The organism is Hwangdonia lutea, from assembly GCF_032814565.1.
GTDB classification, from domain to species: Bacteria; Bacteroidota; Bacteroidia; order Flavobacteriales; family Flavobacteriaceae; genus Hwangdonia; species Hwangdonia lutea.
Genome location: NZ_CP136521.1, coordinates 3,269,219 through 3,292,794 on the forward strand (window position 1 = coordinate 3,269,219; position 23,576 = coordinate 3,292,794).

At 35.9% G+C, this 23,576-nt stretch carries 20 protein-coding genes; 11 read left to right on the forward strand and 9 right to left on the reverse strand.

The window, feature by feature from the left end:
- Nucleotides 1–126 precede the first annotated feature (126 nt).
- The 8 genes from RNZ46_RS14115 to RNZ46_RS14150 all read left to right on the forward strand — a co-directional run bounded on the left by RNZ46_RS14115 (nt 127) and on the right by RNZ46_RS14150 (nt 9,476).
- Complete coding sequence (locus RNZ46_RS14115; RefSeq protein WP_316985000.1) at nt 127–462, forward strand: DMT family transporter; 336 nt, start codon at nt 127–129, stop codon at nt 460–462.
- Nucleotides 463–652: 190 nt separating this feature from the next.
- Nucleotides 653–1,789 (forward strand): DUF2891 domain-containing protein, encoded by a 1,137-nt coding sequence (locus RNZ46_RS14120; RefSeq protein ID WP_316982812.1) that lies wholly within the window; start codon nt 653–655, stop codon nt 1,787–1,789.
- 91 nt (nt 1,790–1,880) lie between these two features.
- Entirely contained in the window at nt 1,881–5,114 is a 3,234-nt protein-coding gene (locus tag RNZ46_RS14125) for a S41 family peptidase (protein ID WP_316982813.1), read from the forward strand.
- Between the two features lie 12 nt (nt 5,115–5,126).
- Nucleotides 5,127–6,356, forward strand: a complete 1,230-nt coding sequence (locus RNZ46_RS14130; RefSeq protein ID WP_316982814.1) for an Nramp family divalent metal transporter — start codon at nt 5,127–5,129, stop codon at nt 6,354–6,356.
- A complete protein-coding gene (gene pxpA / locus RNZ46_RS14135; RefSeq protein ID WP_316982815.1) occupies nt 6,356–7,096 on the forward strand; it encodes a 5-oxoprolinase subunit PxpA in 741 nt (246 codons plus the stop codon). The genes RNZ46_RS14130 and pxpA overlap by 1 nt, the downstream gene beginning before the upstream one ends.
- 5 nt (nt 7,097–7,101) lie before the next feature.
- Nucleotides 7,102–7,833, forward strand: a complete 732-nt coding sequence (gene pxpB / locus RNZ46_RS14140) for a 5-oxoprolinase subunit PxpB (RefSeq protein ID WP_316982816.1) — start codon at nt 7,102–7,104, stop codon at nt 7,831–7,833.
- The gene (locus RNZ46_RS14145; protein WP_316982817.1) at nt 7,826–8,674 is read left to right on the forward strand and encodes a 5-oxoprolinase subunit C family protein; all 849 of its coding nucleotides are present in this window, start codon (nt 7,826–7,828) and stop codon (nt 8,672–8,674) included. The genes pxpB and RNZ46_RS14145 overlap by 8 nt, the downstream gene beginning before the upstream one ends.
- Before the next feature lie 64 nt (nt 8,675–8,738).
- The gene (locus RNZ46_RS14150; RefSeq protein ID WP_316982818.1) at nt 8,739–9,476 is read left to right on the forward strand and encodes a DUF6503 family protein; all 738 of its coding nucleotides are present in this window, start codon (nt 8,739–8,741) and stop codon (nt 9,474–9,476) included.
- On the opposite strand, the gene RNZ46_RS14155 is transcribed toward RNZ46_RS14150, so the two are convergent.
- The 5 genes from RNZ46_RS14155 to clpB form a co-directional block, all read right to left on the reverse strand.
- Nucleotides 9,469–9,975: a SixA phosphatase family protein gene (locus RNZ46_RS14155; RefSeq protein ID WP_316982819.1), complete on the reverse strand. Its 507-nt coding sequence runs from the start codon at nt 9,973–9,975 to the stop codon at nt 9,469–9,471. The two genes, RNZ46_RS14150 and RNZ46_RS14155, sit on opposite strands and share 8 nt — an antisense overlap.
- Nucleotides 9,976–10,048: 73 nt before the next feature.
- Nucleotides 10,049–10,747 (reverse strand): purine-nucleoside phosphorylase, encoded by a 699-nt coding sequence (gene deoD / locus RNZ46_RS14160; RefSeq protein ID WP_316982820.1) that lies wholly within the window; start codon nt 10,745–10,747, stop codon nt 10,049–10,051.
- A gap of 42 nt (nt 10,748–10,789) precedes the next feature.
- Nucleotides 10,790–11,458 (reverse strand): deoxyribose-phosphate aldolase, encoded by a 669-nt coding sequence (deoC, locus tag RNZ46_RS14165; protein WP_316982821.1) that lies wholly within the window; start codon nt 11,456–11,458, stop codon nt 10,790–10,792.
- A 225-nt stretch (nt 11,459–11,683) separates the two neighbouring features.
- On the reverse strand, nt 11,684–12,418 hold the full coding sequence (gene deoC, locus RNZ46_RS14170; RefSeq protein WP_316982822.1) for a deoxyribose-phosphate aldolase: 735 nt from the start codon (nt 12,416–12,418) through the stop codon (nt 11,684–11,686).
- A 427-nt stretch (nt 12,419–12,845) separates the two neighbouring features.
- Nucleotides 12,846–15,452, reverse strand: coding sequence for an ATP-dependent chaperone ClpB (gene clpB / locus RNZ46_RS14175; protein ID WP_316982823.1), 2,607 nt, complete (start codon nt 15,450–15,452; stop codon nt 12,846–12,848).
- A gap of 352 nt (nt 15,453–15,804) precedes the next feature.
- Here clpB and ytxJ point away from each other — a divergent pair, with 352 nt between their 5' ends.
- Together ytxJ and RNZ46_RS14185 are read left to right on the forward strand one after the other, a co-directional pair.
- The gene (ytxJ, locus tag RNZ46_RS14180; protein WP_316982824.1) at nt 15,805–16,203 is read left to right on the forward strand and encodes a bacillithiol system redox-active protein YtxJ; all 399 of its coding nucleotides are present in this window, start codon (nt 15,805–15,807) and stop codon (nt 16,201–16,203) included.
- Nucleotides 16,204–16,244: 41 nt separating this feature from the next.
- On the forward strand, nt 16,245–17,138 hold the full coding sequence (locus RNZ46_RS14185) for a hypothetical protein (RefSeq protein ID WP_316982825.1): 894 nt from the start codon (nt 16,245–16,247) through the stop codon (nt 17,136–17,138).
- A 44-nt stretch (nt 17,139–17,182) separates the two neighbouring features.
- Here RNZ46_RS14185 and RNZ46_RS14190 read toward each other — a convergent pair whose 3' ends face one another.
- Together RNZ46_RS14190 and fahA are read right to left on the reverse strand one after the other, a co-directional pair.
- Complete coding sequence (locus tag RNZ46_RS14190; RefSeq protein ID WP_316982826.1) at nt 17,183–18,361, reverse strand: hypothetical protein; 1,179 nt, start codon at nt 18,359–18,361, stop codon at nt 17,183–17,185.
- Between the two features lie 125 nt (nt 18,362–18,486).
- Nucleotides 18,487–19,770 (reverse strand): fumarylacetoacetase, encoded by a 1,284-nt coding sequence (gene fahA, locus RNZ46_RS14195; RefSeq protein ID WP_316982827.1) that lies wholly within the window; start codon nt 19,768–19,770, stop codon nt 18,487–18,489.
- A gap of 199 nt (nt 19,771–19,969) precedes the next feature.
- Here fahA and glyA point away from each other — a divergent pair, with 199 nt between their 5' ends.
- The gene (glyA, locus tag RNZ46_RS14200; RefSeq protein ID WP_316982828.1) at nt 19,970–21,241 is read left to right on the forward strand and encodes a serine hydroxymethyltransferase; all 1,272 of its coding nucleotides are present in this window, start codon (nt 19,970–19,972) and stop codon (nt 21,239–21,241) included.
- Between the two features lie 496 nt (nt 21,242–21,737).
- Here the strand turns inward: glyA and RNZ46_RS14205 are convergent, their stop codons facing one another.
- Together RNZ46_RS14205 and RNZ46_RS14210 are read right to left on the reverse strand one after the other, a co-directional pair.
- Nucleotides 21,738–23,204 (reverse strand): DUF262 domain-containing protein, encoded by a 1,467-nt coding sequence (locus tag RNZ46_RS14205; protein WP_316982829.1) that lies wholly within the window; start codon nt 23,202–23,204, stop codon nt 21,738–21,740.
- Entirely contained in the window at nt 23,137–23,430 is a 294-nt protein-coding gene (locus RNZ46_RS14210; RefSeq protein ID WP_316982830.1) for a DUF262 domain-containing protein, read from the reverse strand. Before RNZ46_RS14210 ends, RNZ46_RS14205 begins: the two co-directional genes overlap by 68 nt.
- Between the last annotated feature and the right edge of the window lie 146 nt (nt 23,431–23,576).

Here is a 23,576-nt window from a genome sequence, read left to right on the forward strand (position 1 = left end):
TATGTTTTCTGGTTTAAAGTTTGAATTATAAAGTTAAATTGAATATTGACGACCGTTTGTTTTAATAAAACGAGGATAGATACGATGAGATTATGTGCTTTTTATGGTAAAAATTAAATTATGAGTATAAACTGGATATTATTGGTTATTGGTGGCGTTTTTGAGACTGGTTTTGCCATAAGCCTAGGAAAAGCACAGCAAACTTCCGGTAAAGAAATGTGGCTCTGGCTATTGTTGTTTATTGTTTGTGTAAGCATTAGCATGTACCTTTTATTCAAAGCCATGGGTGGTGAAGCAGCAATTCCTGTGGGTACTGCCTATGCTGTTTGGGGTGCTATTGGCGCAATAGGTACTGTTATTGCCGGCATTGTATTGTTTAGTGAACCTATAACATTTTGGCGAATATTCTTTCTTACAACACTTGTTATTTCAGTAGTAGGGCTGCAATTGGTCAGTGCATAAAAATAAGTTAGATTTAATAATAATTGCCGTTTACAAATTGAATTTACCGTTTCATTAAAAATATAATTAACAGAAAAAAGAGTGTGTCGTACACTCATAGCTTTTGGTTATTGAGGACTATTTGATGTAAAGATTTAAGATTTGATATATTATATTTCAAGTTAACATCATTATTTTCTAATTTTACAATATGAAAAAAACAATCATTTTAGTTTTTTTGATGGTATTAAACTGCAACACCAAAAAAGAAAACAACCAACCCATTGAAGCTGATGTTATAACCGTTTCAACCTCACAATCATCACCAATATTAGGCATCCCAAAACTAGACATAAAAGGGACAAACACTTTGGCGCAATTGCCATTGCATTGCATTAATACCGAATATCCCAACAAGCTAAACCAAACTATTGGCAGCGATGAAGATTTAAAATCGCCGCAAGAGTTACATCCCGCGTTTTATGGTTGTTTCGATTGGCATTCATCCGTTCACGGGCATTGGAGTTTGGTGAGTTTGCTAAAGCAATTCCCTGAAATTGATAATGCTGACGCTATTAAAAATCAACTTCTAAACAACATTTCCAAAGCAAACATTGAAGCCGAAGTGCAATATTTTTATGGCAAGCACAACGCCTCTTACGAGCGAACTTACGGTTGGGCGTGGTTACTAAAACTCGCCGAAGAACTGCATACTTGGGACAATGAAACCGCACGAACCTTAGAAAGTAATTTACAACCGCTTACCGACTTAATTGTTGATAAATACATCGAATTTCTCCCTAAATTAAATTACCCCATTCGTGTTGGCGAACATACAAATACCGCTTTCGGGTTGTCTTTTGCTTACGATTATGCTTCAACCGTAAACAATGAAACTTTAAAAAGCTTGATTGCAAAACGCGCCAAAGATTTTTACTTAAAAGATGCCGGTTGCCCCATAACTTGGGAACCCAGTGGTTTCGATTTTTTATCGCCTTGTTTAGAGGAAGCCGCTTTAATGAAACGGGTGTTGGAAACTGAGGAATTTAAAGTATGGCTAAATGCTTTTCTTCCGCAGTTAAAAGATAAAAACTTCACACTTGAAACAGGCGTTGTTTCCGATAGAACCGATGGAAAATTGGTGCATTTAGATGGTGTAAACTTTTCGCGGGCATGGAGTTTAAACAAAATTTCCGAAGGATTGCCCGAGTACAATCATTTAAAAAACATCGCAAATCATCATATAAATTATTCGTTGCCAAGTATTGTTGGCGATAGTTACGAAGGTGGCCATTGGTTGGGCAGTTTTGCTATTTACGCACTTAATTCAACAGCCAAAATCAAATAAAACCTCAATGTTTTGTTAAAGCCATATTAAATTTCTAGTATGTCTTTAATTTTTTATATTTTTCTTCTTTGATAACTAATTAACTTAACAAATGAAACCATTTTCTTTTATGCTTTTGGCATGCAGTTTATTGTTTGCCAGCACAGTATCTGCACAAAACCCGTTAGTAAACTCACCTGCTTTAAATGCCGACGGTACACAAATTGCCTTTAATTTTCAAGGTGATATTTGGACGGCCAATATAAACGGACAAAACGCTAAGCGATTAACCGTCCATGAGGCTTACGATACCAATCCAATATGGAGTGCAGACGGAGAAACGATTGCATTTCAGAGTAACAGATTTGGAAATAACGATGTGTTTATCATCCCTTCAAACGGAGGTTTATCACAGCGAATTACTTATCATTCAACCACCGATTATTTAACAGATTACACAAATAAAGGCGATATTTTATTTTCAACACGACGTAATTTTGCCCAAGTTGAGCGCGAATACGAAACGCATATCGTAAGCCATAAAGGCGGAACACCGCATAGGTTTATGAGCTCGTTGGGCTTCGATTCTAAGTTATCGCCTAACGGAAAGTTTATAGTTTTTGTAAAAGGCAACTGCCGAATTCAGCGTGAAGCGTATCGCGGTTCGGCCAACAGGGATTTATGGTTGTACGATATTAAAAACGATAAATACACACAACTAACCACTTTTGATGGCAATGATTTTTATCCGCAATGGGGCGACAACAATACCATTTATTTTCAATCGGCACGAAGCGGAAAGTATAACGTACACCAACTTAAAATTTCTGATAACGGAACCAAAGAAGGGCAGATAGAGCAGGTGAGTGCGTTTAAGGATATGGGCATTTTTTCGTTTCATGTGAGTAGAAACGGAAACGCTATAATTATGGCTCAAGCCGATAAAGTATTTGTAATGGATACGGCTACCAAATCCCAAAAAGAAGTAAACATTAATATTGCGTCAGATTACAGGTTCGACCCGGTTGAGCGCAAAACTTACACGAATAGAATTGGCGAAATTGCTGTTTCACCCAATGGAAAATACAGCGCGTTAAACATTAGAGGCGAAATATTTTTAAGAGAAAACGACAAAGATAAAAGCAGAACGGTAAACGTTTCAAATTCAACGTACAGAGATAGAATGGCCACTTGGGTTAACGATAGCACTTTGATTTTTATTTCGGACAGAGACGGTCAAAATGATATTTACGTGGTAACTTCCGATGATAAAAATGAATCAAACCTTTATAAAACCTTAAAGCATCGGGTTGAAAGGATTACAAAAACCAAAGAAAACGAAAGTAATTTGGTCATGTCTCCCAACGGAAAACAAGTGGCATTCCAAAGAGGTCGCGGCATGCTTTTGGTTGCCAATATTAATAGCTCTGGAAAAATCTCAAACGAAACTACTTTGCTTGATGGTTGGGACTCTGCCGATAATGTGTCGTGGTCGCCAGATTCCAAGTGGTTGGCCTACAGTTTGAGCGACCTCGATTTTAACAGCGAAATTTATATTCATAAAGCCGATAACTCCATAAAACCGGTAAACATTTCAATGCACCCAAAACAAGATTATGGTCCAGTTTGGAGTGCCAATGGAAAAAAACTGATGTTTTCATCCAATAGAAATAATGGCGATTACGATGTTTGGTTTACTTGGTTGAACAAAACAGATTGGGAAAAAACGGCTGAAGATTGGAAAGAAGATGATGGTGAAGACAACAAGAAAAAAAGCAAAAAGAATGATAAGAAAAACGGCGATGATAAAAAAGCTAAAGATACCGTTAAGGATATTGTAATTGATTTTGAAGACATTCACGAGCGTCAAATACAAGTTACATCGTTTACAGGCGGTGAGTTTGGTAGAGCATTCTCCAAAGATGGAAAAACCATCTATTACACCACGGGCAATGGCACGCGAGGGAATCCAGATACCGAATCCGATTTGTTTAAAATTTCATGGGAAGGAAAAGATAGAAAAGCTTTAACCAAAGGCAGTAAAAGACCATCTAATATTACGGTGGATAATAAATATTCAAATCTGTATATGACAACTGGGTTTGGTAGTCTTTCAAAAATTAATATGTCGTCTGATAAAACGGAAAGTCTGCCTATTTTGGCGCGTTTGAATGTGGATTATCACGAAGAATCAAATCAGATATTCGAAGAAGCTTGGAAAGCACTAAACGATGGATTTTACGATCCCAATTTTCATGGGCGCGATTGGAACGCTTTAAAGAAAACCTACAAGCCTTTGGCTATGAAAGCCTCTACCCGAATCGATTTTCAGAATATGTTCAATTGGATGCTGGGTCAGGTAAACGCGAGTCACATGGGCTTTCGCTCCGGAGAATCTCGTGAAAACTTACAAAGACAACGCACGGGTTTATTAGGCTTGGAATTTACCCCCAACAGCAACGGAAGCTTAAAAGTTGAAGCGGTTATAGGCGACATGCCCGCCGATAGAAGCATCAGTAAAATACGTGTGGGCGATGTGATAACAGCGGTAAACGGTACTAAACTATCAAAAGATTTGAATGTGTATAGTTTACTGGAAGGCACTGCAAATGAGAAGATTTATTTAGATGTAAATCGAGGCAATAATACCGTTGAAGTTATTATCAGACCAAAAAGCAGCAACCGATTTGAAAAGTATAAAGCTTGGGTAAAAGAGCGCAAACGACTCACTGAAAAATACTCAAATGGGCAATTGGGTTATATTCATATTCAAGGGATGAACTGGACCAGTTTTGAGCGTTTTGAGCGCGAACTTACCGCAGCCGGTTTGGGTAAAAAAGGATTGGTTATTGATGTGCGCTTCAATGGTGGTGGTTGGACAACCGATTACTTAATGGCGGTTTTAAACGTAAAACAACACGCTTATACCGTACCTCGAGGCGCTGCTGAAAATTTAAAAACCGAGCATTCAAAATTTAAAGAACATTATCCGTTTAGTGAACGATTGCCATTAGCCGCTTGGACAAAACCGTCCATTGCGCTGTGTAATCATACCAGCTATTCGAATGCCGAAATATTTTCACATGCCTACAAAGCATTAAATATTGGTACTTTGGTAGGCGAACCAACTTTCGGAGCCGTTATTTCAACAGGTTCTGCACGATTAATTGATGGTTCAAGCGTAAGAATGCCGTTCAGAGGTTGGTTTGTAAAATCGACTGGTGATAACATGGATTTTGTACCGGCTGTCCCAGATATTTTAGTGCTGAATAATCCAGATGATAAAGCAAACAACAAAGACACACAACTTAAAAAAGCAGTCGATGAATTGTTAAAGCAACTATAGTTATAAACTTTTATGCAAAACTGGTTTAAAAATATTGGTCCCGGGCCATTAGTTGCTGCAGCTTTTATTGGACCGGGCACCGTAACCGTTTGCACACTTGCAGGTGTTGGCTTTGGGTATGCCTTACTTTGGGCGATGTTACTCTCCATTATTGCCACCATTGTTTTACAGGAAATGGCGGCAAGATTGGGTGTTATTTCACAAAATGGATTAGCGCACGCCATTAGAAGCGAAATAAAAAACCCAGTAATTAAAGCCTTTGCTATTATATTGATCCTTTCTGCCATTGTAATTGGTAATGCCGCTTACGAAGCCGGAAATATAAGCGGAGGGGTTTTGGGTCTAGAAACTATTGTTGGAAATTCGAATATTACTATTGCGGGGTTTTCAATTAATTTTCTGAGTATTGTCATCGGTATCATAGCTTTTGTTTTGCTTTACTTGGGGAACTATAAGGTTCTTCAAAACGCATTGGTTTTTCTAGTTATTTTAATGAGTTTAGCCTTTCTTATTACGGCGATTATTACCAAACCAAATTTTTCTGAAATATTAAACGGCGTATTTATCCCCAAGTTTCCGAAAGATGGTATGTTAACCGTCATCGCTTTAATTGGAACAACCGTTGTGCCGTACAATTTGTTTTTGCATGCCTCATTAGTGAAACAAAAATGGCATAACAAATCGGATTTAAAATACGCAAGAAAGGACACTTTGGTGGCTGTTGTTTTAGGCGGATTAGTTTCTATGTGTATCATTATTTCAGCAGCATCTATTCAAACCCAAGACATAAATAGTGCCGCAGATTTAGCTAAGGGATTAGAACCCTTGTTTGGCAGTTTTGCAAAATATTTCTTGGCTATCGGATTATTTGCAGCAGGTATTACCAGTGCCATTACTGCACCATTGGCTGCAGCGTATGTGGCAACGGGCTGTTTGGCTTGGAGCACCAATATGCATTCTAAAAAGTTTCGAGCAGTTTGGATGTTGGTTTTGCTGGTGGGTATTTTATCTGCATCATCAGGCATAAAATCAATAGAAATTATAAAATTTGCCCAAGTTACCAATGGCATCTTATTGCCCATTATTGCTGGGTTTTTAATTTGGGTGATGAACAAAAAATCCGTTTTAGGAGCGCATGTAAATAATGTAAAACAAAATATTTTCGGGATTATTATTCTAGGAATTAGTATCTTACTATCGCTTGCTACACTAAACAAAGTGTTTCAATTAAACCTCATTTAATGCAAAACTTCAAGGTTGATATTAATGTAGATTTAGGCGAAGGTATTGGTAACGAATCACAATTAATGCCATACATTTCAAGCTGTAATATCGCCTGTGGCGGGCATGCCGGTAATACTGAAACCATGCGAGCCGTTGTGCAGTTAGCAAAAAAACACGGTGTAAAAATAGGGGCGCACCCCTCGTTTCCCGATAAGGAAAACTTTGGTAGAATACCCATGGATATGCCTTCGGTTGTGTTGTACAAATCGATAAAAAAGCAGATTCGCGATTTATTAAATATTTTAAAAGAAGAGCACGCCAGATTATACCATATAAAACCACATGGTGCCCTATATAATTTAGCTGCGGTTGACAAAAAAATAGCAAAAACCGTTATCGAAGCCATAAAAAGTATAGCGATTCCCGTAAAATTATATGTGCCTTATAAATCGGTTATTGCCGACGTTGCGATTAAAAATAATTTAGCTATTAAATATGAAGCCTTTGCCGATAGAAATTATAACGACGATTTAACCTTGGTATCCCGAACACATAAAAATGCATTGATTACGGACGATACAGCTTTATTTAATCATGTGTACCGCATGATTTCCACAGGAAAAGTTAAGACCATCAATGATGCGGAAATTGTTATTAAAGCGGATACGTTTTGTGTACATGGCGATAATTTGGAGGCTGTAAATTTAGTGAAAACCCTCAGAAAAAATTTGGAAGAGAAAGGGATGAAAATCGTGTAGTTTTTATGGCTTTTAACCTAGTTTATAAGCGTTTTGGAGAACGTTCAGTTTTAATTGAATGGCCATCGGTAATCAACGAAAAAACACTGTTTGATGTGTTGGCTTTTAAAGATAAAATATTAAAAAGCAACATTGAATTTATTGTTAACATAAACCATGCATATAATTCATTATTAATTACTTATGAAAATTTGAAAATAGATTTTGAATCTCAATTGTCTTCCTTACAAAAAATCTATAATCATAAAAATAATTATGAGCAACCCAAATTTACACAGTGGCATATTCCGGTGTGTTATGATGCTGTTTTTGGTGTTGATTTAGAAATATTATCAAAGGCTAAAAACATATCAAAAGAAACGATAATTGAACAGCATTCCCAAGCTATTTATACCGTTTATTTTATAGGGTTTTTACCGGGTTTTTTATATTTAGGTGGTTTGGATGATACGCTTCATTTTCCTAGAAAAGAAACCCCAAGATTAAAAATAGAAAAAGGAGCGGTGGCCATTGGCGGTCATCAAACTGGAGTTTATCCGTGTGAAAGCCCTGGCGGTTGGAATATTATCGGCAACACGCCCATTCCTTTTTTTGATGTAAAAAAAGATAATCCGTGTTTTGCAACATCTGGAGACCGTATAAAGTTTTATCCGATATCATTAAAAAAACATCACGAAATAAAAACACTTGTCGATGCCGGTGTTTATCAATTAGAAAGCGAAGTGGTTCATGGTTAAAGTAATTAAAGCGGGGTTTTATTCGAGCATTCAGGATTTTGGCCGTATTGGTTTTCAGCATTACGGCGTGCCATATTCTGGTGTTATGGATCGGTATTCGGCATCTATGGCCAATGCTGTATTGGGCAACCGTAAAAACGCTGCAGTAATTGAAATGACGATGACGGGGGCTACGCTACAATTTAATGGCAATGCAAACATTTGTGTTTCCGGTGCAGATATGTCGCCAAAAATCAATGCAAATCGAATTCAGCTTAACAAAAATATTGCCGTAAAAACAGGTGATATTTTATCTTTCGGACAATTGAATTACGGATTTAGAAGTTATTTAGCGATTTCCGGAGGTTTTAAAACTGAAAAGATTATGCAAAGCAGAAGCATGTATCAAGGCATTACCAATCTGTTTAAGCTGCATGTAAATGATGAGTTGGCGGTTTCAGATTTCATAAAAATGAATAAAAAGAATGCTCGCATTAAAGTAAACAACAATCATTTTAATTCAGACCAAATTGAGGTTTTTAAAGGGCCGGAATTTGATTTACTTTCCAAAGAACAAAAAGACGAGCTATCATCAAAAACCTTTACCATTTCAAAAGATAATAATAGAATGGCTTACCAATTGCAAGACCCATTAAATAATAGCTTGCAGCCCATAATTACCTCGTTGGTACTTCCGGGAACGGTACAATTAACGCCTTCGGGAAAGCTTATTGTATTAATGCGCGATTGCCAAACCACCGGTGGTTATCCCAGAATTTTACAGCTAAAAGAATCAGCCATAAGTGTTTTAGCGCAGAAGTTTACAGGACAAAACATAACCTTTAAACTTCTGGAATATTAAGAAAATTTTATAAGGGTAATTGGTAAGTTGTGCGTAGTTTTACGACAGACAATAAAAACAAAAAATGAAAACATATTTTCTACTTTTTACGGTTACCTTGTTCTTTTTAAGTTGTGAAAAGCAAAAGGAATTAACAGCACAAGACATTGTTGATAAAACGATTGAAGTTTCCGGCGGAGACAAAATAAAAAGCGCCACTATGGCCTTCGATTTTAGGGATAAACACTATAAAGCGACACGAAATAATGGCTTGTTTACACTTGAAAGAACTTTTACAGATTCTTTAAACACCATTCGGGATGTCTTGTCAAACAATGGTTTTGAGCGCTTTATAAACAATGAAATTGTAAAAGTTGCAGATAGTATGATTCCAAGATATTCGGCTTCGGTAAATTCGGTTCACTATTTTTCAGTTTTGCCTTATGGGTTAAACGATGCGGCCGTTAATAAAAAATATATTGAAAAAGTGAATGTGAAAGGCAGGCCGTATCATAAAATAGAAATCACTTTTAATCAAGAAGGCGGTGGTGTGGATTTTGAAGATGTTTTTGTGTATTGGGTAAACGCTGAAAACTATAAAACAGAATATTTAGCTTATTCTTACCACGAAAATCATGGAATAGGACTACGGTTTAGAGAAGCTTACAACGAGCGATTTATTAGCGGAATTAGATTTGTAGATTATAAAAATTATAAATCTAAAGATACATCGGTTCCAGTTTCAGATTTAGATGATTTATTCGAAAATAATAAGTTGGAATTATTGTCTAAAATAGATTTAAAAAATATTAGTGTTAATTAATGCTCAGTACTTGACCTGCTATTTTTCCATCAATTACGGTAACAATATATAGGTTGCCGTTGTTGCTATCATTAATGTCTTCATATTTATTAAAACCTAAAATAGCATTGACAAATTTTGGAGTTGTGTTACTATGCCCAACAACGAGAACGGTTTTACCTTGAGTATCTTTTAAAAAGCTATTTTTATCGAGTTTATAAGGATGGTAAAGTGTTAATTCCAATCCGTTTTTTGTGGCTGTTGGTTGTGCTGTTTCTTTGGTTCTGTTATAATCGGTGGAATAAATGGCATCAAATTTTACATGGGCTAAAATTTGGCTCCAATGTTCTGCCCGTTTTTTGCCAATTTCAGTTAAATGCGGATTTTTATTCGTTTGATCACTGCGGTCTTTTTCTGCATGACGTATAAAATAATAGGTTGACGTTTCTATGCTTGTTTTTTCTTGTGAAAAAGTTAATGTGGACAGCAATGTACATGTAAAAAGAAGGAAATATTTCATCGGATAAAATTTGAATTCTCTCAAATATAAAAGTTTTAAACGACTTGTCTTTGGTTATTTACTCAAGTTAGTGTTAAGCAAGTTGCACCGCAATTTCAACCATTTCCGTAAACGTATTTTCGCGCTCTTTGCTTGAGGTGCGTTCGCCCGTAACCAATGAATCCGATATGGTTAAAATGGTAAGCGCATTTACATTGTGTTTCGCGGCAATGGTGTATAGGCCTGCCGTTTCCATTTCTACACAAAGTACACCGAATTTAGACCACTTTTTGTACGATTCAAAATCATCCGCATAAAACTCATCCGAAGTAAAAACATTACCGGCTTTAATATAGATTTGCTTTTCTTTAGCCGCTTCAACCGCTTTTTGAAACAACTCAAAATTAGCTGTGGGCGCGTAATCTGCACCACCAAAACGCAGCTCGTTAACACCGGAATTAGACGATGCCGCCATAGCCAAAACAATATCCCGTATTTTAACATGTTTTTGGTATGAGCCTGCGCTACCCACCCTAATGAGGTTTTTAACACCGTAATCGGTAATCAGTTCGTGCGCATAAATAGATATAGATGGCACACCCATACCTGTGCCCATTACCGAAATACGTTTGCCATTATAAGTCCCCGTATAACCAAACATGTTTCTTACTTTATTAAAGCAAACGGGGTTTTCAAAGAAAGTTTCTGCAATCCATTTGGCGCGTAACGGATCTCCGGGAAGTAAAATGGTTTCAGCTATATCGCCTTTTTTGGCCTCAATGTGTACACTCATTTGTATTGGTTAAAAGTTGAAAATTTATGGGTTAAACGTGTTTTAATAATTGGTTTCGATTGAAGATTTCCCCGTTACAATGGCAATTCCTGATGATGTGCCCAAGCGTTCCACGCCAAGGCGAATATACTCTAAGGCTGTTTTGGTGTCTTTTATTCCGCCAGAAGCCTTAATTTTTACCAGATTATTTGCGACACTTTGCATAAGCTTTACATCTTTAATGGTGGCGCCACCCGTTCCGAATCCGGTGGATGTTTTTATAAAATCGGCACCGCTTTGTATGGCGAGTTCACTGGCTTTTATAATTTCCAATTCTTCTAAATAACAGGTTTCCAAAATCACTTTTAAAACATTTCGCGGCATTATTTTTTTTACGGCTTCAATATCTCTCCAAACCGCATTAAAATCTTTGCTTTTTAGAAATCCTAAGTTAATAACCATATCAATTTCATCGGCACCGTTATGTAATGCAGATTTGGCTTCGTCAACTTTTGCCTGTGTTGACATGCTGCCTAACGGAAAGCCAATTACGCTACATACCTTTACATCGCTTTTTTTTAATTGTGCTTTAGCTAAAGGCACATAGCAACTATTTACACAAACCGAGAAGAACTGATGCTCCATGGCTTCGTTGCAAAGCTTAATAATATCATTTTTAGTTGCCGTGGGTTTTAAAAGCGTGTGGTCTATGTAAGTGTTTAAAAGTTTCATAGTCTTGATAAAAGTAAGATTATTTTTTAAAATAAAAATAAATTCATGGCAAACAATTTACAAGGCACTAAGTTGATTATATAATGGCAGCTAAACTATGATTTAAGTCAGTTTAATCAATGTTTGCTTTGCGCCAATTGCTTCTTAAAAGTTAAATGGATGGCAAAAAAAAAGCTAAACAGAACGATTTGTTTTGTTTAGCTTTAATAATTATTTGAATTAGTCTTAAATGTTCTCAGTGATACTTTCAGCCTTTAAGTCTTTCTCTTTAAAGGTTTTAATGTACTGTTTAAATATTTTGGAATTTCTTTTGGCGCGCTTGTCGTCAAAAAGGGCAACACCGTATTTAATGCCCACTATATCTGCGCCAGATTCCAGATATTTTTCTGCGGTTTCGTAATCTTCAATACCATCAAAAGCGATTATTTTAATCTGGTTTCTTACTGTTTTCTTAATGATTTTAACCGTGGTGAGTGTGGCTCCATTTTTTGAAAAACCACTCGACGTTTTTATGTAGTCTATATTAGCATCTAAGCAGATTTCACAAATCCGGATGACTTCATTTTTGTTTAACTCTGAAATTTCTATAATGACTTTTAATGGGGTGTTACCAATGGCTAATTTTACATCGGTAATATCTTTTAAAACCGAAACATAATTTTTGCTTTTCAATAAGCCTTGGTTTATTACCATTTCAATTTCATCGGCACCATCGTGTAAGGCTTGTTTGGCTTCATAAATTTTTGATGCTGTTGCCGTGGCACCTAAAGGAAAACCAATAGGGGCACATACCTTAATATTTGTTTTACTTAATAATTCTGTGGCTAAGCTTACATAATAGCTGTTTACAATAACAGCGCGGAAGTTGTTTTCTTGGGCGGCTAAACATAGTTCTATCACATCTCTTTCGGTAGCTGAAGGATGTAGTAAAGCGTATTCTATATAATTGTCAATTTGCATTGAAGAAGTAGGTTTTAATTATTTTTATTTATGTTGACAAACAGCATTTTGCGTTGAATTTTATACAGTTTTTTAACTATTTACCGTGTAAAAGTAGGATTTTAAAACGTATTTTTTGGAATTTTAACAAGTTTTTAATTAACAAAACATTGTTAGTAAGTTAAACGGTAATTTCCGTTTTATATTTTTTAAGATGATTAATACGTGCTTGAAATGTATCTATTTTTATTGGAATGTTAACATTATCAAGCAATTACTTTTAGTAAAATAAAGTATTTTGTGTATTACAAATTATGTTATTACATAGGAAAAGCAACAATCCTCTTATAAAAAGATTCATGTTGCTTTTCATTCCGATAGCTATCGGGAAACCAACCAACTATATAGACTGTTTGAAAACCATTTTGTTACAAACGATTGTTTTGGTCTATAATTCTTCAGTCACTAAACTGCTTTGATTTCTAAAAACCAACTCATCATCAAAGGCATCGAGTAGAATAATACTATCGGTAGTTACTTTTCCTGCTAATATTTCTTTACTCAAAGCATTTAAAACTTCTTTTTGAATCACACGTTTTACCGGTCTTGCCCCATATTCTGGATTGTAACCTTTGTTCGCTAAATACGCAATAGCTTCGGGTGTTGCATCAAAAGTAATGCCTTGTTGTGCTATCATTTTAGTAACGTTTTTTAATTGCAAGCCTACAATGTCCACAATGTTTTCCTTACTTAACGGCGTAAACATAATGGTATCGTCAATTCTATTTAAAAACTCAGGACGCACACTTTGCTTTAATAGTCCTAAAACATCAATTTTGGCTGCTTCAACGGCAGAATCTAAGTCTTTTGTAGCCTCAAAACGCTCTTGAATTAAATGACTTCCAATATTTGAGGTCATAATTATGATCGTGTTTTTAAAGTCTGCTACACGTCCTTTATTATCAGTTAAATGCCCTTCGTCGAGCACTTGCAATAAAATATTAAAGGTATCGGGATGTGCTTTTTCAATTTCATCCAATAAAACAACAGAGTATGGCTTTCTACGAACCGCTTCGGTTAATTGTCCGCCTTCATCGTAACCAACATATCCTGGAGGCGCACCAACCAATCTGCTAACCGCATGTCGTTCTTGGTATTCGCTCATGTCAATTCTGGTCATCGCATTTTCATCATCAAACAAATATTCAGCTAAAGCTTTTGCAAGTTCGGTTTTGCCAACTCCCGTAGTTCCTAAAAACAAGAATGTTCCAATAGGTTTTTGCGGGTTTTGTAATCCGGCGCGACTTCTGCGAACCGCATCACTTACGGCAACAATGGCTTCTTCTTGCCCAACCACACGTTTGTGTAGCTCATCTTCTAAATTTAAAAGCTTTTCGCGTTCGCTTTGTAGCATTTTGGTAACTGGAATACCCGTCCATTTAGCAACCACTTCGGCAATATCGTCATAGGTGACTTCTTCTTTAATTAAAGAAGTTTCGGATTGCGCTTCTAATTGCTTTTGAAATATTTCCAACTGCTCTTGTGCTTCCTTAATTTTACCATAACGCAATTCGGCTACTTTGCCGTAATCACCATCACGCTCCGCACGCTCCGCTTCCAATTTAAAGTTTTCAATATCTTGTTTTGTATTTTGGATATTATCAACCACTTCTTTTTCGCTTTTCCATTTCGCATTGATTTCGTTGCGCTCTTCTTTTAGATTTGCTAAATCAGACCGGAGCGATTTCAATTTCGATTCGTCTTTTTCGCGTTTAATGGCTTCAATTTCAATTTCCAACTGCATGATTTTTCTATCTAAAACATCGAGTTCTTCGGGTTTAGAGTTGATTTCCATACGGAGTTTGGAAGCCGATTCATCCATTAAATCAATGGCTTTATCTGGTAAAAAACGATTGGTAATGTAGCGTTGCGACAATTCAACAGCACCAATAATAGCCTCGTCTTTAATACGTACTTTATGATGCGTTTCGTATTTTTCCTTGATGCCTCTTAAAATGGAAATGGCACTTTCGGTATCGGGCTCATCCACCATAACTTTTTGAAAACGACGCTCTAAAGCTTTGTCTTTTTCAAAGTATTTTTGGTACTCATCTAAAGTGGTAGCACCAATAGCACGCAATTCGCCACGAGCCAAAGCAGGCTTTAAAATATTGGCTGCATCCATAGCGCCTTGTCCGCCACCAGCACCAACAAGCGTGTGGATTTCGTCGATAAACAATACAATATCGCCATCGCTGGTAGTTACTTCTTTGATAACGGCTTTTAAGCGTTCTTCAAACTCACCTTTATATTTTGCACCAGCAATTAGTGCACCCATATCTAAGGCAAAAATTTGTTTGTCTTTTAGGTTTTCTGGAATGTCGCCATCAATAATCCTATGTGCTAAACCTTCGGCAATGGCGGTTTTACCGGTTCCGGGTTCGCCCACTAAAATAGGGTTGTTTTTGGTACGGCGCGATAAAATTTGAAGAATACGTCGTATTTCTTCATCGCGACCAATCACCGGATCCAGCTTACCGTCTTTTGCTAACTGGTTTAGGTTTTTCGCGTATTTATTAAGCGAATTGTAGGTTTCTTCTTGACTTTGTGAGGTTACATTTTCGCCTTTGCGTAATTCTTGAATACTGGCACTCAGGGTTTTTTCTGTAACGCCTTGGTCTTTTAACATTTGCGCAATTTTGCTGTTTGATTTAAAAACCGCTAAAATTAAATGCTCGATAGACACAAAATCGTCCTTCATTTTTTTTGCAATGATAGACGCTTCGTTAAGCGATTTTCCAGCTTCGCGCGATAACATGAGTTCGCTACCTGTAACTTTCGGAAAACTTTCCAATTGCTTGTCTAAAGCTTGTTGCAGGATGCTGATGTTAACATTCAATTTTTTTAAAATGAATGGTAACACGTTTTCATCAACTTCAAAAATGCCTTTAAAAATATGTTCATTTTCTATTTGTTGATGTCCGAATCCCTGAGCAATTTGCTGTGCTTGCTGAATGGCTTCTTGGGATTTTATGGTATAATTATTTAAATTCATATAAAACTTATTTTTTGATTCCCTATAATCCAAATAGCTATCGGGGAAGGGAATCTCATTAATGGTTTCTTTTTCTTTCTTAAAAAGTAAAAATCTACTTTATTATTTTATTTTTACAATAGCAATTAGGCAATAACCTTACCATCCTAAAAGTTAATAGGGTTAAACGACAAAATGTCTTATAGAGCTTTTGTTTTGGTGACTTTTAGTCAGTTTGTAAGATTTAAAATAAGTTTCGACTTAGCATTAAAGTAATGGTAAAAAATAGATATTCTCTCGAGACCAATCGGGATTAACAGGATTGACAAATTAATGATGCCTCAAAAAAAATTGAGGAGAAATATTTTAAATTATGGGATTATTAAATAAATTATTTGGGGCTTCTACAAGCTCTGACACCGGCAACGAAGAAAAGGTTTTACCTTGGATTCCTTTAAATGAAATGTCTCAGTTAGATGCTATTCAAAATAAATCGAATACCAAAACGCAGGTTATTTTTAAACATTCTACACGTTGCGGAATCAGTAGAATGGTGATGAAGCAGTTTGTTGATGCTTATAATGTTACCGAAAAAGACTTGGATTTATATTATTTGGATTTATTGAATTACCGAGACGTTTCCAACGAAGTAGGCTATAAATTCCAAGTGATACACGAATCGCCGCAACTTTTGATTATTAAAAATGGGGCAGTGGTGTCGCATGCTTCACATGGCGCGATTAACAATTTGGATTTGAATCAGTTTATTTAAAATTCGTAAACTATGTTGGACTTATTTTTAATTTGAATACCATGAAAATCAAGAAAACACATAGCATTATACTTTCTGCATTTGCTATTATTTTAACATCATCGGTTTTTGCGCATCCAACGGGCAATATGATTACGATTGGCAAACAGGTGCTTTGGTCGTATATTAATCCTATTAATGACCGGGCACATCATGCTTGTGTCATGATTTGGAGACCTGGTAACGCACCTAAAGTTTGGGTGAAATCTGATTATCCCGCAAGCGATTTTATGCTGTATAGCGACCAAAACAATATTTATCTTATTGAAAGAAGACATATACAAACCAGTCAAAAATTTGAAATTAGGATATTAAAAACAACGATTAACGGCGAACCTGAGGTAATTTGGAATTGGTTTGAAGATGAATGGCGGATTGGTGAAGGCGGTTTTTTTATGGTTTCAGACAATCAAGTCGTGTTTGGTAAATATCCTAAAGTTTACAGCCTTAAAAAAGGAGAAACACCAAGCGCATATTTTAATTTTGAAGCGCCAATTAACAGGATACGGTCTTTGGAAAATGAGCAAATATTATTGCTTGGAGATAGCACCTGTTGGTTGGTGGAACAAAACGGGAGAATTATAAACAAATGGACTGGTTTATTAGACAATCAAGTTAAAAACGCACCATTAAACAGAAATCAGATATTTGATGTAGATTATTATAACGGACAATTACTTTTGGCATATTGGGGCAAAAGGTCTTTTGAAATTATAGATAGACATGGAAAACGAAAGGCAATATTACAACAGAAAGAGCCTTTTACACCACATTGGGTAGCTTTTTTAGAGAATGATAAATTGTTGTTTTCTTCCGAGCTATTCTTCAACGGAGAAACACCAAAACCTAAGCTTATGCGAATGGCATCAAATGGTGATGCAGTTAAAATCTGGTAATGAACAATAAAAAAACCTCCCAAAAAATGAGAGGTTTTGAATTATTATCTAATCGTATAAGAATTTATAATATCCTTGAGTTTATATTTTAAATCCTCGCCCGTGTCGTAAACCATTTGCTCGTTGCTTGGGAATGGCACACGCCTGTTGTCCAGCAATAATCTATCGTCTTTATTTAATGCACGTTTATCGCCTCTTGAACGGGCAAAATAATGTTCGAAAACAAATTCGCTATCAATGGTAAAGGAGTCTAAAGGTTGTTTAGTCGTTAAATCTAAATACACCACATCGGCTATAACTTGAGACGACTTGGTTTGAACCGTTTCCAATAAACGGCATTTTACCCTAATAATTTTATCAACTTTTATATCGTTGCCCAAAGTGTCTTTTACAACGTTTCCGGCACTGTCCAATTGATATTCCCAACCATCTTTTATATCTTTTTCTCTTAAAAACTCACGTTCCTTAATGCGTTCTGGCGAAATATTAATACGCTTTAAATTTAAGTGCATAGCGTAATCGTAGGTTACATCGTTAATTTTATTGGCGTGGTAAACACTCCAAAATTTATTCAATCCGTAAGTGTCAAAATTTAACAAATCGTCTTCCAAACGCGCAGGAATTACTTGCTGTGTTTCGTTATTAATAGAAACCAAAATATAATTGGTGCCTCTTTGATGTGCTTCATTCAACAGCTCACGCGTGTTTTCGTAATTCGGACTAATTCGGTCTAAATAATCAAGGGTTTTGTAAGCTTCTCTTATGGCAAGTTTGTCATCAGATTCTAAAAGTTTTATGCCTTTTTTATATAAATAATCAGAAAGATTCTTGCGAGATTCAATAATGGCGTTGCTGTAATTATTAAATTCAAACGGAATAATTTTACCGTTTACACGCAATGGCAATATGGGTTTGATAACCTCCTGTCGCGCATGTAAATCCAAATAACGTTCATAAATCACTCGATATAATTCCGGGTTATTATCTTTTTTAAGATGATTTATGGCATTTAAATCCCTGTCTTCAGCTTTATAATAGGCGTCTTGCAGCATTAAAACCACATCGTGTTTACGTTTAGAATCTTTATTTGTTCTTAGGGTTTTAAGCGCTGTATTGATGGCTTGATCGTAATTACCCGTATTTACAGCTTTTTCAACTTCTTTCTTTGCGCTACAGGCAACTAATAATGACAGTGTAAGGATGAAGAGTAATAATCTTTTCATAGGTTAAAGGTTTTGGTTTATTGGGGTGCTAATTCAATAGTGGTGCCAAAATACTAAAACAACAGATTAAATACTAATAAATCCGTTAAAACGTAAAATTTAGATAATTTCAAGTAAGATTAATCTTATTTTTTAGAATAAACCGGAAGCAATTTAGTTGAAACTTCCCCAAAGCCAATGCGCGTACCATCCTTTTCGCAATGCCCACGCATAATCACGGTATCGTAATCATTAATGAATGTGCGCTCTGTACCGTTATTAAGCTTAACAGGTTTTTCGCCACGCCATGATAATTCCAACATGGAGCCGTAAGAATCTGGTGTTGGACCCGAAATAGTGCCGCTTCCCATCATGTCGCCAGAATTTATGGGGCAACCATTTATGGTATGATGCGCCAATTGTTGCGACATGTTCCAGTACATGTATTTAAAATTCGATTTACTAACCACGGTTTCCTTAGCGCCGTTTGGCTGAATGGAAACCTCTAAATTAATATCGAAGCTCTTTTTGCCTTTGTATTGTAGGTATTTTAATTGTGGTTTTAAGGGTTTTGGACTTTCTACTCGATAAGGTTCCAAAGCATCTAAAGTAACAATCCACGGAGAAATGGAAGAAGCGAAACTTTTTGCTAAAAACGGGCCTAATGGCACGTATTCCCATTTTTGGATATCGCGAGCGCTCCAATCGTTAAATAAAACCAATCCGAAAATATATTCTTCGGCTTCGTTTACAGGAATAGACTCGCCCAAATCATTGGCATCGGTAGTAATAAAAGCCATTTCCAGCTCAAAATCAACTAGTTTACTCGGGCCAAAAACGGGTTCGGTGGCGCCGTTTGGAAGGGTTTGCCCCTGAGGTCTGTGAATTGGAATTCCCGATGGAATAATAGATGAGCTTCTGCCATGATACCCCACAGGAATATGCAACCAATTTGGCATCAACGCATTTTCGGGGTCTCTAAACATGGTGCCTACATTTGTGGCGTGCTCGATGCTTGAATAAAAATCGGTGTAATCGCCAATTTGAACCGGCAATTGCATTTCAATTTCATCCAAACGAAACAATACAATTTCTTTATGCTTTACATTGTTTTTTAACGCCGTGTTTTCAGCATCAAAAATTTCGGCAATTCTATTTCTAACAGCGCGCCATGTTTTTCTGCCATCGGCAATAAAATCATTTAAAGTGTCTTGAAGAAAAATATCATCGGTTAATGCAATTCCATCAAAATACCCCAATTGATGCAAAGCCCCAAGGTCTATGGCCGTATCGCCAATACGGGTGCCAATGGTAATAATGTCATCGCGTGTTAAAAATACACCGAATGGAATATTCTGAATGGGGAAATCTGAGTTTTTATCGACGTGTAACCACGAGGTTCTATCTGGATTATTGGCTGATATTTGCATGCCTTATGTATTTAGATGTTATTTTATTCGTATCAAACCTACATAATTTTTTTATTTATTTAATTATAAATGCCTAAAAATAGAATTATTTTAATCGTTAATAAATCGGTTTAAAACTTAAGCGTAAAAATATATATTTTGATGTATTTGAATAATCTATTTGCTATTTTTGCGCAACATTTAACTACAATTAAAATTTATGCAACGCGACGAACAAATTTTTGAACTTATTCAAGCCGAAAAAGAACGCCAATTACATGGCCTAGAACTTATTGCATCAGAGAATTTTGTAAGCGACCAAGTTATGGAAGCTGCGGGCTCTGTATTAACCAATAAATATGCAGAAGGCTACCCCGGAAAGCGTTATTACGGCGGTTGCGAAGTGGTTGATGAAGTGGAGCAAATAGCCATCGATAGGGCCAAAGCTTTATTTGGAGCAGCCTATGTAAACGTTCAGCCACACTCTGGAAGTCAAGCCAATACGGCGGTTTTTGCGGCATGCTTGAAACCGGGTGACAAAATTTTAGGATTCGATTTGTCCCACGGTGGGCATTTAACCCATGGTTCGCCAGTAAATTTTTCGGGTAAATTATACAGCCCTGTATTTTATGGTGTTGATAAGGAAAACGGCCTGATTAATTACGATAAAATGGAAGCTATTGCCAAAGCTGAAAAGCCTAAGCTTATCATTGCAGGCGCATCTGCATATTCGCGCGATATGGATTTTAAACGCTTTCGTGAAATAGCCGATAGTGTTGGTGCTATTTTAATGGCCGATATTGCGCATCCCGCGGGATTAATTGCCAAAGGCATTTTAAACGATCCGTTGCCACATTGCCATATTGTAACCACTACCACGCATAAAACCTTACGCGGACCAAGAGGCGGTATGATTATGATGGGGCAGGATTTTGATAACCCATTCGGCATCACCCTAAAAAACGGAAATCTGCGTAAAATGTCGTCGTTGTTGGATTCTGCGGTATTCCCAGGAAACCAAGGTGGGCCATTAGAGCACATTATTGCCGCTAAAGCGATTGCTTTTGGTGAAGCGCTTACCGATGATTTTTTGCACTATCAACTACAAGTTAAGGCCAATGCCAACGCCATGGCGAATGCACTGGTTGCTAAAGATTACAATATTATTTCCGGCGGTACCGATAACCATTGTATGTTGATTGATTTGCGCAACAAAGATATTTCTGGAAAAGCGGCCGAACAAGCCTTGGTAAAAGCCGATATTACAGTAAATAAAAACATGGTGCCTTTTGATGATAAATCGCCATTTGTAACCTCGGGGATCCGAATTGGTACGGCAGCGGTGACCACGCGTGGTTTAAAAGAAGACGACATGCTTATGATTGTGGATTTAATTGATGAAGTAATTAACAACCACGAAAACGAAGCTGTTTTAGAAAGCGTAAAAGATAAAGTAAATGCCATGATGAAAGGCAAACCTTTGTTTGTGTAGTGTCGACATTCTGAACTTGTTTCAGCATCACATCATCACATGAAAATATAATGAGCACCTGAAACTAGTTTAGGTTGACTAAAGAATCCTGCGTTAAGCGGGATTTTTTATTTGGGCGTTTTAACACGCTTTACACATTGGTATTTATTGAAAATTTTGGAAATCGTGAATATAAATATTTCATTACTCAATCTTTTTAAAACCGTCATTGCGAGGAGCTACCGACGTGGCAATCTGTTAATCTTTACCTTAAAACATAATTATAAGTTAGCCAAGTTTTAAAAAGGATTTCAAATATTTAGCCTGCGGTGAGCGCAGTCGAACCGTTCAATCGTTAACGCAGTGACCGTTATGTTTTGTGTTTTTAGATATGTTGTTGGTGCTTGTTTGTAACGTGTGCTGATAATTAATTCGCTACGGCCCTTGATACTAATGAATGTTAGCGTAAAACTAGGCTAATGCTTTTCAAAGGATATGGTGTTGACGGTAGTATTTATCAATAATCTAATTTCCAAATTTGTTTAGCAATTTTGGCCATTTTTGATTGTCTATGTTTTAATTTATTTGGGTTCCATTCTTCATAATCAAATTCCTGTGACATAGTATATTTTGATTTGTGATACAATGAAAGTTTTTCTCCAATTAATTTATTTTCACACTGTTTGTTAAGTTTTCTTTCAAGAATAGTATAGTTTCCTAAACGGTAAATAAATTCTAATTGTGTATCCTTAACGAATGTTTTGTTCCAGACGTCTGATGGATTCTCAGGAAGAATATGTTCAATTGTTCCAGTATCGTCATCGAAGTTTGTTTTTCCAGAATCTGATAGATGATTTTCAATATTATATACTATATATCTTACTAATCTGTTTTTTGATGTTGTTTTAATCGATTTCATAATAAACTGACTTGTGAAACTTTCATCGTTAACATACAGAGAACTCAAGTCTTTATATACTTGAGCAGCGTTTACACTTTTACTACTAATGATATTATTTGCAGCTTTACTGTAAACTTGTTCTAAAACATTTGTTTTAAAACCTGATATAACAGTGTATCTAAATGAGATTACAGAACAAATTTTTACAACTTTAGTAAATGTTGCAATATCAAATTTCTCATAAGCAGCCAAAAGTAAGGCAAAAGGTTGCTTAATACCAAATAACTGCAATTCTGACAAATATTTAATAGTATCCTTGTGTCCTTTCCACAAATCGTCTTTGGGGTCAGATAAGGCGTTAAATACCTCCGCGTGAACCTCTAAACTTGAAATTATCTCAATAACATCATCTTGGGTTTGTACTTCTCTTTTAATTGCTTTAAATAGCTCTTTTTCAGTGATTAATTTATTTCTCGAAATCCAATAGTATCTCAGGAAGTTTGAGAAGTCTTTATATTTGATGTATTTCAAAATACTATCCCATTTGTTTTTGATGTGATTATGGTCAGCTTCATCAACACGTGAGAATAAATAGTTTTTGAATAAGTCTGTTACAGTTAGGGGAATTCCTCTATCATTTAATGTTTCAAATACTAAATAAGCATTTAATTCATCAACTACAGTAATCTGTATAAATTGTAAATTGTCACCAACAAACTCTATGAAATCAATAATTCCATTGATACCATCTTCTTCGAAAATTTCCGTTTGAAGTTTTTTGTAAAAATACCCATACGCCTCTACCAATAGTCTATTTGAAATTGGTTCTCTTCTGAGATTGGGAACTTTATGGAATTGAATTAAATATGATGAATAAATTGGGTCATTTAATTTATTTAGTTTTAATTTAGGCGAGAACATTAATGATTTCGGGGACTTGTAACCAATAAATTTTCTCATTAAAATATCTCTCCTCTCGATATTGTCATCCTTATCGATATCTGCTTCTATTAAATCATTTAAAAAACGAATACTGCTTAAAGCTAAAAATACTGAGTGTTGTAATTCGTTGTTGACCGTCAATTATCTCAAATTGTTTTTTTTCTTTTTTTATTAAAACAATCGAACCCATATAATGTCTAGTTTCTGAATCAATTGCATTATTCAAATCAAGCCATAAATCATCCCAATTATTTTCTTTCCAAGAATAGTCCCGTTGGAATAATGGTACTTGATAAATATTATCTCCTGCAATTATATCACTGAAAGAAATTGTATTTGCGTTTAATAAATTTTCTGTTTTATTCATTCGTTATTTTTATATTACCACCAACTAGTTATTTAGTAGTGTGTATTACTCATATCCAATAAATAAATCAGGATAAAGTAAGTTTTGTGTTTCAGTTACACCGTAAATATAATAATTTTTCTTACAGAAATAAGCTATAAAAAACA

What these genes read in the sequence shown, in the direction of transcription:
- RNZ46_RS14120 (WP_316982812.1), top strand. Translation starts at nt 653, where the DNA reads ATGAAAAAAACAATCATTTTAGTTTTTTTGATGGTATTAAACTGCAAC.
- RNZ46_RS14125 (WP_316982813.1), top strand. Translation starts at nt 1,881, where the DNA reads ATGAAACCATTTTCTTTTATGCTTTTGGCATGCAGTTTATTGTTTGCC.
- RNZ46_RS14130 (WP_316982814.1), top strand. Translation starts at nt 5,127, where the DNA reads ATGCAAAACTGGTTTAAAAATATTGGTCCCGGGCCATTAGTTGCTGCA.
- pxpA (WP_316982815.1), top strand. Translation starts at nt 6,356, where the DNA reads ATGCAAAACTTCAAGGTTGATATTAATGTAGATTTAGGCGAAGGTATT.
- pxpB (WP_316982816.1), top strand. Translation starts at nt 7,102, where the DNA reads ATGGCTTTTAACCTAGTTTATAAGCGTTTTGGAGAACGTTCAGTTTTA.
- RNZ46_RS14145 (WP_316982817.1), top strand. Translation starts at nt 7,826, where the DNA reads ATGGTTAAAGTAATTAAAGCGGGGTTTTATTCGAGCATTCAGGATTTT.
- RNZ46_RS14150 (WP_316982818.1), top strand. Translation starts at nt 8,739, where the DNA reads ATGAAAACATATTTTCTACTTTTTACGGTTACCTTGTTCTTTTTAAGT.
- RNZ46_RS14155 (WP_316982819.1), bottom strand. Translation starts at nt 9,975, where the DNA reads ATGAAATATTTCCTTCTTTTTACATGTACATTGCTGTCCACATTAACT.
- deoD (WP_316982820.1), bottom strand. Translation starts at nt 10,747, where the DNA reads ATGAGTGTACACATTGAGGCCAAAAAAGGCGATATAGCTGAAACCATT.
- deoC (WP_316982821.1), bottom strand. Translation starts at nt 11,458, where the DNA reads ATGAAACTTTTAAACACTTACATAGACCACACGCTTTTAAAACCCACG.
- deoC (WP_316982822.1), bottom strand. Translation starts at nt 12,418, where the DNA reads ATGCAAATTGACAATTATATAGAATACGCTTTACTACATCCTTCAGCT.
- clpB (WP_316982823.1), bottom strand. Translation starts at nt 15,452, where the DNA reads ATGAATTTAAATAATTATACCATAAAATCCCAAGAAGCCATTCAGCAA.
- ytxJ (WP_316982824.1), top strand. Translation starts at nt 15,805, where the DNA reads ATGGGATTATTAAATAAATTATTTGGGGCTTCTACAAGCTCTGACACC.
- RNZ46_RS14185 (WP_316982825.1), top strand. Translation starts at nt 16,245, where the DNA reads ATGAAAATCAAGAAAACACATAGCATTATACTTTCTGCATTTGCTATT.
- RNZ46_RS14190 (WP_316982826.1), bottom strand. Translation starts at nt 18,361, where the DNA reads ATGAAAAGATTATTACTCTTCATCCTTACACTGTCATTATTAGTTGCC.
- fahA (WP_316982827.1), bottom strand. Translation starts at nt 19,770, where the DNA reads ATGCAAATATCAGCCAATAATCCAGATAGAACCTCGTGGTTACACGTC.
- glyA (WP_316982828.1), top strand. Translation starts at nt 19,970, where the DNA reads ATGCAACGCGACGAACAAATTTTTGAACTTATTCAAGCCGAAAAAGAA.
- RNZ46_RS14210 (WP_316982830.1), bottom strand. Translation starts at nt 23,430, where the DNA reads ATGAATAAAACAGAAAATTTATTAAACGCAAATACAATTTCTTTCAGT.